The organism is Pseudomonas sp. B20, from assembly GCF_020515755.1.
Lineage (GTDB): Bacteria > Pseudomonadota > Gammaproteobacteria > Pseudomonadales > Pseudomonadaceae > Aquipseudomonas > Aquipseudomonas syringae.
Genome location: NZ_JAHPJG010000026.1, coordinates 1 through 15,879, shown reverse-complemented (window position 1 = coordinate 15,879; position 15,879 = coordinate 1). Strand labels below are relative to the sequence as shown.

The following is a 15,879-nucleotide window of genomic DNA, read 5'->3' as shown; positions in this document are numbered from 1 at the left end:
TAGGCTGAGTTGCGCAGGAAAAGTCTGTCACGGGATACCGGGACATCCTGCGCAACCGAGCGGTCACTCGTCAGTTGGTGCAGTTACCGAACATGCTCTTCCTCGCTGCAGGTCGTGTGAACGGGCTGCTTGTCCAGCGCTCGGGAGATTGCCTTGCCCAATGCGCTGACATGAGGCGCCCGGACAAGGGTCTCGTGGGTCCCGGGAAGCGCTGTCATGCTCACCGGGGTCTCAAGCAACTCACTCCACCCCAGCAGCGGATCGTTGCGCTCCTCCTCGCGGGCCGTAAACAGCGTCACCGAGAGCGGAGCGGGTGGGCTGACATAGGCACTGATTGCGATATGGGTCGCATAGGCCACCGCGAGATGGCTGCGGAACACGTTGGCATCGACGTCCTGTGGCAGCTCCTTCGGAAGCAGGCGATGTGCCATGCAGAGTGTCAGCATTTCATCGATGGCATCCGTGCTGGCCAGCTCGGTGAGCTGCCGGAGTACCTCGGGGTCGAGCTGCTCTGGTAGCCAGTCCATCAGGAATTGACCTTCGTTCAACGCCTCCGGCGTTTGCTGCTCAAGACGCGCGGAGGTATCGATGATGCCGAGGAACTCCAGCTGTTCACCGCTGGATTGCAGCTGGCGGGCCATTTCATAAGCGATAAGACCACCTGCAGACCAGCCGCCGATCCGGTAAGGCCCTTTCGGTTGTACCTGGCGAATCGCTGCCAGGTAACGCGCCGCCATGGCCGGCACGTCAGACAACGGCTTCTCGCCAGCTGCCAGGCCACTGGCGGCCAAGCCGTAGAGCGGCACCTGTGGGTCGATTGCCGCAGCCAGATCGCGCACGTACTGCACTTCACCGCCTAGCGGGTGCACCAGAAACAGCGGCCTTTGCGAACCGGTGCGACGGACCGGTACCAGATTGCTGTGCTGGCCGGGACGTGTCTGGCTGTCCAGTGTCCTGGCAAAACCGGCAATGGTCGGCTCGATGAACAGATCGCGGACCGCGATCGGTTTGCCGAGCACCTTGCGCAAACGCGACGCCATCTGCACGGCCATCAACGAAATACCGCCCAGCTTGAAGAAGTCGTCATGGCGACTGACCTTGTCCAGCTTGAGCAGCTCCTTCCAGAGGTTGGCGAGGGCGATCTCGGTCTCGCCTTCGGGCGCTTCGTAAGGCAGTGCTTCAGGCTGTTCGTCTTCGAGCGTCGCAGTGATCGTCGAGGTATGCACCGAGCGCGGCAGCGCAGGCGTGTTGTCAAGCACCTGACCGATCGACTGCTGTGCGTCAGTCACCATGTTCTCCAGAACCCTGGCAAACAGCTGCATGATGGCCTGCACAGTGGTTTTGTCGAACAGGTCGCTGGAGTATTGCAGACCGCCGCTCAGGCTTTCGCCGGCATCGGTGAGTGACAAAGACAGGTCAAACTGAGTGGTGATATGGGCGCTGTCCAGCGACTCGACTTCCAGGCCGGGCAGTTGCAACAGCGAAGGCGGCGTGTTGTCCAGGCTCAGCATCACCTGGAACAACGGGCTGTGGCTCATGCTGCGGGTTGGCTGCAAGGCGCTGACCACTTGCTCGAACGGTAGATCCTGATGACTGTAGGCAGACAGCGTGATGTCTTTGATTCGACCGAGCACTTCACTCAGTCGGGTCTCTCGGCAGGTTGCCACACGCAATGCCAGTGTATTGGCGAAGAAGCCGATCAATGGCTCCAGCTCCGGGCGTTGACGGTTGGCGACAGGCGTACCGACCACCACATCATTCTGCTCGCTGAGGTGACTCATGAGCATCGACCAGCCTGCCAGCAGGACCATGAACAACGTGCTGCCCTGAGCCTGACTGAACGCGCGCACGTCGGCACTCAGCTCTGGCGAGAACACATACTCGATCATCCCGCCGGTGTAGCTCTGGATGGCTGGACGCGGACGGTCCAGTGGCAGGTTCAGCAGGCTTGGCGCGCCTTCCAGATGCGTACGCCAGAAGTCGACCTGAGCTTGCAGCGCAGGGCCGTCAAGGGATTGCCGTTGCCAGGCGGCGTAGTCCACGTATTGAAGCGGCAGCGCTGGCAGCGGGTCTTTCTGCCCTTGACTGAAGGCGGCGTAAAGCAAGCTCACTTCCTGGGCAAGAACGCTGTTGGACCAGCCATCGGAGACGATGTGATGCAGCGTGATCAGCAGCACATGCTCGGCATCCGCCACCTGCAGCAGATGCCCGCGCAGCATAGGCCCCTGAGTCAGATCGAACAGTTGCGTGGCATTATCCTGACCCAGACGGGCCAGGGTCGCCGTGCGCTCATCACTGGAAAGGTCGCGCAGATCCTGTTGCAACAGCGGAAAACGGGTATCGGCCGGGGCGATCTTCTGCACCGGCTCACCGTCAACCAACTCAAAGCGCGTGCGCAGGGTTTCGTGGCGTGCAACCAGACGATCAAGCGTCGCCTGCAAGGCAGCCGTGTCCAGCGTCCCTGTCAGGCGCAAGGCCATCGGCAAGTGATAGGCCGCACCGGCAGCATGATCCAGATGATCCAGGAACCACAGGCGTTGCTGGGAGAATGACAATGGCAGACCTCCCGAGCGATCCGCCCTTGGAATCGATTGCGCTTCACTTGGCGCCGTGGCGTTGACCAATGAGGCCAGGCCGCGAACGGTCGGTGCGTCGAACAGTTCGCGCAAGGTGATTCGTGTACCGAGCTTGCGTCGCAGTCGCGACAGCAATTGCACGGCGAGCAACGAATGGCCGCCCAGTTCAAGGAAGCCGTCGTTGCGGCCGACCTGATCCAGATGCAGCAGCGCTTTCCATATTTCGGCGATGGCCTCTTCGGTTTCGCCTTGCGGCGCCTCGTACGCCTTGCTGGCCAAAGCATCCTGACCGGGGGCCGGCAGCGCTCGGCGATCGAGCTTGCCGTTCGAGGTCAGCGGCAGGGCATCCAGCTGGACGAAGGCGCTGGGCACCATGTACTCAGGCAGATGCTTGAGCAGCTCGCTACGCAAGTGCTCGGCCGCAACCGATTCACCGCAGACATAAGCGACCAGGCGCTGGCTGTCCGAATCACCCTGGCTGTCGTTGCGGGCAATCACCACCACCTCGCGGATGCCTGGTACGGCCAGCAGAACGTTTTCGATTTCACCCAGCTCGATACGGAAACCGCGAACCTTCACCTGGAAGTCGTTACGGCCCATGTATTCCAGCGTGCCGTCCGCCAGCCAGCGACCCAGGTCGCCGGTTTTGTAAAGGCGCGCATTGGCGACATCAGAGAACCGGTCGACGATGAAGCGTTCGGCACTCAGCTCGTCACGGTTGAGGTAGCCACGGGCCACACCGCTACCGCCGATGTGAATTTCCCCGGCGACGCCCAGTGGTGCGGGCTCGCCACGCGCATCCAGAACATGCACCTGAACGTTGGCGATGGGTCGGCCGATGCTTGGCTTTTCACCCAGGTCGCGGATCAGATCAATGGTCGCGTCCACTGTGCATTCGGTCGGGCCATACATGTTGTAGAAGCGGATGGTCGGGCAGTTGCGCAGCTTTTCCCAGGTGCTGGCGTTGATCGCCTCGCCACCCAACAGCACGCTGACCGGCTGGTAACTGCTGCGTTCCAGCAAACCGGCCGAGAGCAAGGTGTCGAGCTGCGAGGGTGTTGAGTCGAAGGCATGAACCTGATGGGCTTCGAGGAAGTCCAGCAGTTCGCTGCCGTTGGCACGAATAAGTTGCGGGATGATCACCAGCGTGTGGCCGGAGAACAATTGCGAGATGCCTTTGATCGACATGTCGAAGAAGAAGCCGGCGTTCAGCGCCACGGTGGCCGGTGTCGGGCAATGCTGATGGGTGGTGCGGGTCAGCACGTTCCAGAAGTTGAACACCGAGCGGTGCTCGACCATGACACCTTTCGACTGACCGGTGGAGCCTGACGTGTAGATCACGTAGGCCAGGTTGTCCGCCGTCAGGCCGTCGACCACTGGATTGGCGTCGAACGCCTGATCGTCCGCTGCCAGCAGCGATTCAGCGCTATCGAGCAGCATCAACGGTATGTCGCCGGCCGGCAGACTGAGTGCGCTCTGGGTCAGCAGCGCACGCGGCTGACTGTCCTGCAGCATGAAGGCCATGCGGTCAGTCGGGTGGGCAGGGTCAATCGGCACGTAGGCAGCACCGGACTTGAGCACGCCCAGCAGGCCGACAATCATGTCAAGACTGCGTTCGGCGCAGATGGCCACGCGCTCGTCCGGCTGTACACCGCGTTGCAGCAACTGCCGGGCTACGTGGTTCGCGCGACGGTTGAGCTGGCGATAGCTCAGTTGGCGGTCTTCGTAGACCAGCGCTACAGCCTCGGGATTGCAGCGGACCTGGTGTTCGAACAAGGCATGGATCGGCACTGCAGGAGCGAATTCACTGGCGGTGTCGTTGAAGTCGTTGAGCAGCAGTTGCCGCTCGTCCTCCGGGACCACTTCCAGGCTGCTTGCCAGGCGTTGCGGATCCTGCTCAAGGGCATTGACCAGCTCGGCAACCGCCTGGCCGAGGTAGGCGGCAATCCGGTGCGGATCGATGCCATCTATAGACTGCGCGGTCAGCGAAAAGCCATCGGCCTCATTGGCTACGGCAATTTCGATCGGGTAGTTGGTACGGGTTTCGGAGCCCAGGAAATGAACACCTTCCTGCTCCTCGCCCATGTCCTCGATGTTTTCCCCGGCAGTGTTCACCAGATCACCGTGACGGCAATTGAGGATCACGGTGAACATCGGCAGCGATGCATCCACTGCGCTGCAGCGCTGCGCCAGGGCCAGTGGCGCCTGCTCGTGGGTCAGCAGGCCGCTGAGCTGTTGGTAGGCGTCCTGAACGATATCGCGCACGCTGTTTTGTTGCAGGCGAATACGCATCGGCAAGGTGTTGATGAACATGCCCAGCGCATGGTTGGCACCGGAGGTGCCTTGGGAACGTCCCGAAAGCACGGTACCGAAAATCCCGTCGTCGCGGCCGCTGGTGGCGGCTACCACCAAGCCCCATGCCGCGTGGAACAGCACCGAGGTCGGCACGCCCTGAGCCCGTGCGGTGGCGTGGATCCGCGCGCTGAGATCGTCGCTCAGATCCTGCACCGAACGCAGGATTGTTGCATCGCCGCCACGCACATCGAGCACGCCGTAAGGCGCAGTGGTGGTATCGACATCCCCCAGCAGTTGACGGAAGTAGGCTTCATGTTCGGCTTGGGACACACACGCGGCCTGGGCGATGAAGTTGCGGTACGGCTGCGATGGCGGCAGGGCGTCGGCGCGTCCGTCCATCACTGCCTGGATCTCGCCCATGATCAGGCGCAGGGTGACGTTGTCGCTGATAAGGTGATGGTCCAGCAACGCCATCAGCCACTTTTCCTGCCGGGTATCGTAGGTGATATACGCGGCTATCAGCGGTGCCTGTTGCAGGTCCAGGCGCATATGGTAGGTATTGGTGCGTTCGCGCAGCATCTGCAAGGCGTCTTCACCCGGTGCAGTGTCGAGCTGAATGACTGGCAACGTTGCCTGACGATGCACCACTTGTACCGGTTGCGGCAGACCTTGCCAGCGCAGTGAGCTGCGCATGATGTCGTGGCGGTTGATCACCACTTGCAGCGCGCCGAGGAATTTGTCGAGCAACGCACGGCTGTCGAACGTCGCTATGGTGCGCATCAGGTAGGCGTCGCCTTCTGACTGCAACAGATGGTGAAACAGGATGCCTTCCTGCAGCGACGACAGTGGGTAGATATCCTGAACATTGGCGACGCCGCCTGGCACATCGGCAACGATATGTTCCAGTTCCTGCTGGGTCAGCTTCACCAACGGCAGCATGTCCGGGGTCAACGCTGTGCAATCGACCGGAATCAGGTTCGCCGGGGCGACCCGTTCCGCCGCAGTGCCGCCCGCCAGGACCGCAGCCATGGCTTGCAGGGTTGGCGCCGAGAACACCGTGCTCACGTCCAGCACCAAGCCGATCTGACGCAAGCGCTCTATCAGGTTAATCACCAGGAAGGAGTGACCACCCAGTTCGAAGAAGTGATCCTGGCGACCGACACGTTCAACCCCGAGCAATTCCTGCCAGGCAGCGGCCAGGGTCGTTTCGACAGCGCCTAGCGGTGCTTCGTAGTCACGACTCACCGTCGCGAACTGGTCCGGCGCGGGCAGGGCGGCACGGTCCAGCTTGCCGTTGGTGGTCAACGGCCAGGTTTCAATGGTCACAAAGGCGCTTGGCAGCATGTGTTCGGCCAGCACGCTGGCCAGTTGGCTGCGCAGAAGCACTGACTCGGGAGCAGCGCCGTCCTCGGCAATCAGATAGGCGACCAGGCGTTTGTCGCCAGGGCGATCCTCACGCACGATGACCATCGCTTCACGAACGTCGGGGCAGGCGAGCAATTGCGCCTCGATCTCGCCCAACTCGATACGAAAACCGCGAATCTTGATTTGCGAGTCATTGCGGCCGACGTAGACCACGCCGCCGTCGCTGCGGTAGTGCGCAACGTCGCCGGTGCGGTAGAGCCGTGCGCCGCTTTGCAACGCATAGGGGTCGGCAATAAAACGTTCGGCATTCAGTTCGGTGCGGTTCAGGTAATGCCGGGCAACCCCGGCACCGCCAATGTAAATCTCGCCATTGACGCCGACCGGCACCGGCTGCTGATAGTCATCGAGGATACGCAGGCACAGGTCATCAAGTGCCGGCCCGATCAGACTTGGCATGGCTGTGTCGATTTCCGACTGGCTGATCGGGTAGTAAGTGGCATGCACGGTGATTTCCGTGATGCCGTACATGTTCACCAGACGGGTACGCGACAGCGGTGTGCGTGCGGTCCAGGGCTGCAGGCTGCGGAAGTCCAAAGCCTCACCCCCGAACACCACTTCACGCAGCGCATGCTCCTGCGGGCTGCGTTCGCGAGCCTGGATGAACTGGCGGAAAGCGCTTGGCGTCTGGTTCAGAACGGTGACCTGCTGCTCGCAGACCAGCGCATAGAAGTCATCCGGTGAACGCGCCACCTCACTCGGGACGATGACCAGTTTGCCGCCGTAGCACAGCGCGCCCCAGATTTCCCAGACCGAGAAGTCGAAGGCAAAGGAGTGGAACAGCGTCCAGACATCCTCAGGCCCGAAGTTGAATTGCCTGGCGGTGGCGTCGAACAGGCGTGCCACGTTGCCGTGCTCCACCAGCACACCTTTGGGCAGGCCTGTAGACCCTGATGTGTAAATGACGTATGCCAAATGATCGCGAGACAGACCCGGCGCAGCAGGCTCAGGGTTGCGGTCCAGCGATTCATCTGCCAAATCGGCACTGTCGTTGTCCGCGCCGAGGGTCAGTACCGGCACGCTGTGTACCGGCAGCACGTCGAGGCAGGCCGACTGGGCCAGCAACGCTACCGGCGCACTGTCTGTCAGCAGGTAGCCGAGACGCTCGGTGGGGTAAGTCGGGTCCAGCGGCACGTAGGCCGCACCGGCCTTGAGCACGGCCAGCACCGCGCAGATCATTTGTGTGCCACGCTCTGCGAGGATCGCCACCCGGTCATCGGGACGTACGCCTTGGGCAAGCAGTTCATGGGCCAGACGGTTGGCTCGGCGATTGAGCGTCTGGTAACTCACCTCTTGCCCGCCAAAGACCAGCGCGATGTTTTGCGGATGGACGGCGGCGAACTGTTCGAAGCGCTGATGCACCATCAGCCCCGACGCGAATACCGCTTTGGGCTGCAGCAGTGCTGGCGAGGCCAGGCGCTGCGCCGGGCTGAGCAACGGCAGGCCGAGCACGGGTTGCGCGACATCCTCGACCATCGCTTCCAGCAGCGTATGGAAATGCTGGGCAAAACGCTCGACGGTGGCGCGATCGAAGAGATCGCTGGCGTATTCGATAACCCCGGTGAGGGTGCCGTTTTCGCTGCCCAGGATCAGCATCAGGTCGAACTGCGCGGTTTCATGGGCTTGTAACACGGGGTGCAGGCTAAGACCCGGCAGCTTCAACTCGCCGCCGATGCTGGTGTTATCCAGCGACAGGGCGACCTGACACAGCGGGCTATGGCTCATCGAGCGTGGCGGCTGCAAGGCTTCGATCACTTGCTCGAACGGAATGTCCTGATGTTCATGGGCCGCCAGCGTGGTCTGGCGGACCTGTTCCAGCAGTTGCGCCACACTGGGGTTCTGCGCCAGATCAATGCGCAGGGCCAGGGTGTTGACGAAGAAACCGATCAGGTTCTCGGTTTCGGTGCGGCCACGGTTGGCGCTCGGCACGCCGATGACCACATCGCGTTCGTTGCCCAGGCGCGCCATAAGCGCCGACCATGCACTGAGCAGGCCCATGAACAGAGTGACGTTGTGGGTCTGGCAGAAGCGCTCCAGACGTTGGTGAAGCGCTGCATCGATCGTCACGGGAACCGCGCCGCCGCGGTAGCTTTGCACCGCCGGGCGCGGCCTGTCGGTAGGCAGCGACAGCAGCGTCGGTGCACCACCCAGGTGCTCACGCCAGAAGTCGGCCTGCTCGGCAAGGCGTTCGCCGGTAAAGGTGCGGCGTTGCCAGGCGGCGTAGTCGGCATACTGAATTGACAGGGCCGGTAACGGGTCAGGCTGATGCTGACTGAAGGCCTGGTAGAGGGCGGCGAACTCGTTGATCAGCACACCCACCGACCAGCCGTCGGAGATGATGTGATGCTGGGTGATCAACAGCATGTGCTCATCATCCGCCAGGCGCAGCAGACGCCCGCGAATCAGCGGGCCCTGGCGCAGGTCAAACGGTGCAGCGACCTCGCTGTCGGCGATGCGTGAAGCGCTGAGGCTGGCCTGTTCATAAGGCTGCGAGCGCAGGTCCTGCTCTGCCAGGGCGAAACCGCTGTCCGCCGCAGCGATGACCTGCGCCGGATGTTCGCCGTGCAACTTGAACTTAGTGCGCAGGCTTTCATGACGTGCGACCAGACGGTCGAGCGCAGCCTTGAGCGCGCCGTGATCCAGCTCGCCGCGCAGCAGCAGCGACATCGGCATGTGGTAAGCACTGCTGGCACCAGGGTCGAGCCTGTCGAGGAACCACAGGCGCTGCTGGGAAAAGGACAGTGCCAGCGGCGCGTTACGCTCGATGGGTTCGATGCTGTCGGAATCGACCGCTTGCAGGCCATCGACCACCTTCGCCAGTTCGGCCACGGTCGGGTGATTGAACAGCTGGCGCAGCGCCATGTCGCCGTTCAGTTGCTGACGCACACGGGAAACCAGTTGCGCAGCCAGCAGCGAGTGACCGCCAAGCTCGAAGAAGCCGTCATGGCGACCCACTCGTTCAAGGCTCAGCAGCTCCTGGAATATGTCCGCCAAGGCCTGTTCGGTGGCACCCTCCGGCGCAACGTAAGTTCGCGCGGACATGGCGTTCAGGTCCGGTGCCGGCAGTGCTTTCTGGTCGACCTTGCCATTGAGCGTAAGCGGCAAGGTATCCAGGCGCATGAACACACTCGGAACCATGTATTCCGCCAAATCGGCACTCAATTGCGCACGCAGATCCTCTGGATCAGGTGCTTCAGCGTCTGCATGCACGGTGTAGTAGGCGACCAGACGGGTGTCACCCGGGCTGGCTTCATGCGCCACCACCACGGAGTTGCGCACGCCGTCGCACAAGTGCAGGAGGCTTTCGATTTCGCCCAGCTCGACGCGGAAGCCGCGGACCTTGACCTGCCCATCATTACGCGCCACATATTCAAGGTTACCGTCCGGCAACCAGCGCGCCAGGTCGCCGGTGCGATAGAGTCTCGCGCCGGCCTGCTGGCTGAACGGGTCTTCGCTGAAACGTTCGGCGGTCAGTTCCGGGCGATTCAGGTAGCCGAGTGCGACACCTGTGCCACCGATGTAGATCTCGCCGACCACACCCATCGGCACCGGCTCGCGCCGGGCGTCAAGCACATAGACCCGCACGTTGGCGTTGGGCTTGCCAATCGGCAGACTCAGGGTGTCAGGCAGTACATCGAAGATTTCGTAGCTGGTGGCACAGGTGGTGCCCTCGGTCGGGCCGTAGCCGTTGAACAGGCGTACCTGAGCGGAGTGCTCCCGGACCCGACGGAACGAGGCCGGATCAGCGCGCTCGCCGCCACACATGATCATGCGCAGGCCTGCCAGGGCCTCGGGAATCAATCCGGCATACAGGTTGAAGAGGGCGGTCGAGCTGATCATGGCTGTTACACCATGGCGTTTCAACAGGGCGGCAAACGCCACCGGCTCGAGCAGCACCTGCGGCTCGATAATCACCGACTGGCCGCCATTGAGCAATGCACCCCAGATTTCCGGAGTACTGGCGTCGAACGCCGGGTTGGACGAAAACGCCACACGGTCCTCGGCGGAGAAGTCGTAGTAGCCGTTGTCCTGAACCAGCCGAATAATGCCGTTGTGAGTCACGATCACGCCCTTGGGCACACCGGTGGAGCCAGAGGTGTAGATGATGCACGCGGGGGTTTCGCCTGCGATTTCATCTGCAAGCACGACTGGCCCCTGGTTCAGCGCCGACAGTTCCAGTGTGTCCAGATCCAGTCTTGGCGTCATGTCAGGTGCCGTCAGGTCGCTACTGCTCAGCAGCATGATGGCTTCGCTGTCCTCAAGCATGAAGCGCAGGCGCTCTTCGGGCGCCAGACGATCCAGCGCCAGATAAGCCGCGCCGCACTTGAGGGTGGCCAGCATGCTGGCCAGCAATTCCACCGAGCGATCCAGCAGGATCGCCACCCGGGTTCCTGGCCCCACACCGTGTTTGCGCAGGTGCTGAGCCAAGGCATTGGCGCGGCTGTCGAGTTCGGCGTAGGTCAGCGTTTGCTCACTCTGGCGGACTGCAATTGCCTGCGGTGCAGCTTCGGCATGCGCCTCGAACAAGCGATGCATCAACTGACCGACAGGGTAGGCGCGCTCTGTGGCATTGATATCCTTCAGCAGGTACTCGCGCTCCGCAGTGTCGAGCAACGGCACCTGCTCCAGCACTTGCTGGTCATCGGCCACCATGGCCTCCAACAAACGCAGGAAGTAGCCTCGATAACGACGCATGGTGCTTTCGTCGAACAGCGCCGTGGCGTACTCCAGCGTGCCGATCAGTTGCCCGTCCACCTCGCCGATGTCCAGCGCCAGGTCGAATTTTGCCGTATCACCGGCCACTGCGACGCCTTGCAGGGTCATGTCGCCGAGCAGCAGAGCGGCGTCCTCGTTGTTTTGCCATGACAGCATTGCCTGAAAAATCGGGCTGTGAGACAGGCTGCGTTGTGGTCGAACCACTTCAACCACCTGTTCGAACGGCAGGTCCTGATTTGCCTGGGCAGCCAGAGTCTGCCGTTTGACTTGCTGCAGCAGCGTTTCGACGCTCGGGGCGCCCGAAAGGTCGACCCGTACAGCGAGGGTGTTGACGAAGAAGCCGATCAGGTTCTCCACCTCGGCGCTCATACGGTTGGCCACCGGCGTACCGATCACCACGTCGTCCTGACCGGACAGCCGTCCCAACAGCGCGGCCCAGGCGCCCATGACGGTCATGAACAGGCTGCTGCCATGGCGTTGGCTCAACGCCTTGAGGCCATGGGTCAAGTGTGTATCGAGCACCAGTTCCAGCGTCCGCCCGCTGTAGTCCTGTTGCGCCGGACGTGGCCGATCGGTCGGCAGGGTCAGCAAGGCTGGTGCACCGGCCAGGGCCTGCTGCCAGTACTGACGCTGTTGTTGCAGCACGTCGCCACTCAACCATTCACGTTGCCACAGTGCGTAGTCGACGTATTGCACTGGCAAGGCCGGCAATGGATCCTCCGCCCCCTGACTGAAGGCTGCATAGAGAGCGCCCAGCTCGCGGTTCAACACCCCGGTTGACCAGCCATCGGAGACGATGTGGTGCATGGTCACCAGCAACACGTGGTCGTCATCGGCCATGCGCACCAGACGCCCGCGCACCAGCGGTCCATTGACGAGGTCGAAGTGCTCGCTGGCCTCTTGTGCTGCGATGGCAAGCAGCGTGTCTTCTGCATCGTTCTGCCCGGCCAGTACCTGCAGTTGCAGTCTGAAACCTGTTTCAGCGGCAGAGATACGCTGCTCTGCAGGCTGTCCCTGCTCTTGTACAAAGGTCGTGCGCAGTGCCTCATGGCGGGCCACGATACGGTCCAGTGCACGTTGCAGCGACGCTTGATCAAGGCTGCCGCGCAGACGTAATCCAACTGGAATATGGTAAGCGGCGCTGCCACCTTCCAGTTGCGCGAGGAACCACAGGCGCTGTTGGGCAAACGACAGCGGTAGCGCACCCGAACGCTGCACAGGCGTGATCGCCAGGCGAGCGTTGTCCTGCGTGTTGCCCAGCCGCTCGGCGAACTGCCGCAGCACCGGTGCTGCGAAAAACACTGACGGTGAAACCTCCAGATTCAATTGCTGACGAACCTGAGCAAGCACGCGCATGACCAGCAATGAATGACCGCCGAGCGCGAAAAAGTCATCATGACGGCCGACTTGTGCGACGCCCAGCACATCGGCCCAAATGGCGGCGATTGCCGTCTCCAGCGGGCCATCGGCTGCTTCGAAATCATGCTGATCGAAGGCGTCGGCATCCGGTTCGGGCAACGCCCTGCGATCCAGTTTGCCGTTGGCGCTCAGCGGCAATGCGGCCATGCGCACGAACGCTGCCGGGATCATGTACTCCGGCAGGTTGAGTTGCAGTTGCTGGCGCAGCGCACGCGGGGTCAGGGCAGGGCCAGACTCGTCGCGAGTGGCATATTCCACAAAATACGCGATCAGTTTCGGCGTGCCGCCGCTGTCCTCGCGAATCACGACCAGGCTTTCGCGCACGCCCGCAACCTCGGCCAGGCGTGCTTCGATTTCGCCCAGCTCCAGACGCAGCCCGCGAAGCTTGGCCTGGGAGTCGTTGCGGCCGAGGAATTCGATATTGCCATCAGCCCGATAGCGAGCCATATCGCCACTGCGGTACAGCCGTTCGCCCGCCACGAAGGGGTTGTCCATGAAGCGTTCGGCAGTCAGTTGCGGCAAATTCAGATAACCGCGTGCAATACCTGCGCCGCCGATATACAACTCGCCCGCGACACCCGGCGGGACCGGTTGGCCCAGCTCGTCGAGCAGATAAATCCGCGTGTTGGCCAGTGCCCGACCAATCGGCAAGACCCCGTCGACCTGGCTGGCTGCCTCGAACTCGAAACAGGTGCTGTCGATGCTGGCTTCAGTGACGCCGTAGGCCTGGACGATCTGCACGTGATCGCCACACAGCTTGCGCAGTTGCCGGGCGCTGTGCGCGGTCCAGATATCCGAACCACAGACCACCGTGCGCATGAACGACAGGTCGTGACCGGTCTCTTCCACCCAGCCCAGCAACGCGTTGAGCACGGCAGGCACGAAATCCGCAAAACCGATCGACTCTTCGCTCAACAGGCGGTAAAGCGCAGGAGGGTCCATCAAGGTCTCGCGTGGGCACAGCACCAGTGTGCCGCCGAAACCCAGTGAGCGGATCAGGTCGGCGCTGAACACATCGAAGGAAAACCCTGCCATCTGCAAGTGATTGAGTGGCGCGTGCAACGGATACAATTGCTTCCACGCCGCGCTGACAGCGAGCAATCCGCGATGCTCGACCATTACGCCTTTCGGCACGCCGGTTGAGCCCGAGGTATAGATCACATACGCCAGATTGTGCGCACCGAGGGTTTCCACCACCGGGTTGTCGTCACGCTCGTTGAAGGTGTCGCGTTGATCTTCATCGAGCAGCACCAGTGGCAAGTCCAGCGTCGGCAAATGCGCCTGCACATCACGCTGGGTCAGCATTGCCGACGGCGCACTGTCTTCGATCATGTAGGCCAGGCGCTCGGCAGGGTAGGCCGGATCCAGTGGCACATAGGCAGCACCGGCCTTGAGTACACCGAGCACGCCGATCAGCATTTCCACGCCACGTTCTACGCAGATCGCCACCCGATCATCCGGTTTGATGCCCAGGCTGATGAGGTGATGAGCCAGACGGTTGGCCTGAAGGTTCAACTCCGCATAACTCAAGCGCTGCGCCTCGAAAGCCACGGCGATGGCGTTGGGCTGAGCCTGAACCCTGTCTTCGAACAGTTGATGGATCGTGAAGTCCTGCGGGTAGGGCGCCTCTGTTGCGTTGAGGCCCGCCAGCAGATGTTCACGTTCGTCGCCACCCAGCAAGGCTACGTGCTCCAGCACCTGCTGGTCGTCGGCGACCATGGCCTCCAGCAAACGCCGGAAGTAGCCCAGATAGCGCCGCATGGTGCTCTCGTCGAACAACGCGGTGGCGTACTCCAGCGTGCCGACCAGTTGCTCATCCACCTCGGCCATATCCAGCGTCAGGTCGAATTGAGCCGTATCAGCGGCCAATTCGACGCTTTTCAGGGTCATGTCGCCGAGCGTCAGATCAGACGCCTCGTTATTCTCCCACGACAGCATGGCCTGAAAAATCGGGCTGTGGGACAGACTGCGTAGCGGATTGATGACTTCCACGACTTGTTCGAACGGCAAGTCCTGATGCGCCTGGGCATCGAGAGTCTGCTGCTTGACCCGCGCCAGCAGCGTCTCTGCCGTAGGCTTGTCACTGAGGTCAACGCGGATGGCCAGGGTGTTGACGAACAGACCCACCAGCCCTTCGACTTCACTGCGTGTACGATTGGCCACAGGCGTACCAATGACCACATCGTCCTGACCCGCCAGGCGTCCCAGCAGGCCGGCCCACGCGGCCATGACCGTCATGAACAGGGTGCTGCCGCGGCGTTGGCTCAATGCCTTGAGACCTCGGGTAAGGTCTTTGTCGAAAACGACGGGCAGTGCTGCACCGGCATAGTCCTGCAGCGCCGGACGCGCACGGTCGGTGGGCAACATCAACAACGCCGGAGCATCTGCCAGGGTTTGCTGCCAGAAATTGCTTTGCTGTTGCAGCAGATCGCCACTCAGCCAGCGACGTTGCCACACCGCGTAGTCCAGGTATTGCAGGTCCAGCGGCGCCAGCGGGTCGTCCTGGTCCTGACTGAATGCCGCATACAGCGCGGACAATTCGCGGGTCAGCACACCAACCGACCAGCCATCGGAAACGATATGGTGCAGGGTCAGCAACAATACGTGATGGTCCTCGGCCATACGAATCAGGCGGCCACGAATCAACGGGCCCTGTTGCAGATCGAAGGCTTGCAGCGACTCTTCGCTGGCCAGTGCCTGAAGTTTTTCCTCGGCATCCGCCAACCCTTGCAGGTCGTGCACTTGCAGTTTGAAACCGGTGTCCGCCGGGCTGATGCGTTGCACCGGCTGTCCGTCATCGCCCTGCATGAACGTGGTGCGTAAACCTTCGTGGCGCGCCACGATGCGCTCCAACGCCCGTTGCAATGCCTTGAGATCCAGTTTGCCATGCAGGCTCAGGCCGGCAGGTATGTGGTAGGCCGCGCTGGCGCCTTCCATCTGGGCGAGAAACCACAGACGTTGCTGGCCGAATGACAACGGCCACGCCTGATCGCGTGCCACCGGCACGATGTCCGGCAAGTTGCTGCGTCCGGCCTGAGCGATGGCCGCGGCCAGGGTACTCAGTTCGGGATGGGCGAACAGCGCGGCCAGACCAAGTTCGACGCCCAATTGATGGCGCACCTGGGAAATCAGGCGCATCGCCAGCAAGGAGTGGCCGCCCAGTTCGAAGAACTGGTCATGACGGCCCACCTGTTCCAGATCGAGCAGGTTTTGCCAGATCTGCGCCAGCGCAATCTCGGTAGCACCTTGCGGCTCCACGTGTTCGCGACTGGCAAAAGCATCGTCCGCCGGAACCGGCAAGGCCTTGCGGTCAAGCTTGCGGTTCGGCGTCAACGGCAGTTCATCAAGCAGCACGAACGCGCTTGGCAGCATGTACTCGGCCAGTTGCGGTGCCAGTTCGGCACGCAGTTCAGCGGCTGTAAGCTGGCTTTGCGGCTGGGCAACCACATAG

At 62.1% G+C, this 15,879-nt stretch carries 1 pseudogene; it reads right to left on the bottom strand.

Going from position 1 to position 15,879, the window contains the following annotated elements:
* Window positions 1-83: 83 nt before the first annotated feature.
* A pseudogene (syrE, locus tag LIX91_RS22130) lies at window positions 84-15,879 on the bottom strand (syringomycin E biosynthesis non-ribosomal peptide synthetase SyrE); the annotation flags it as partial.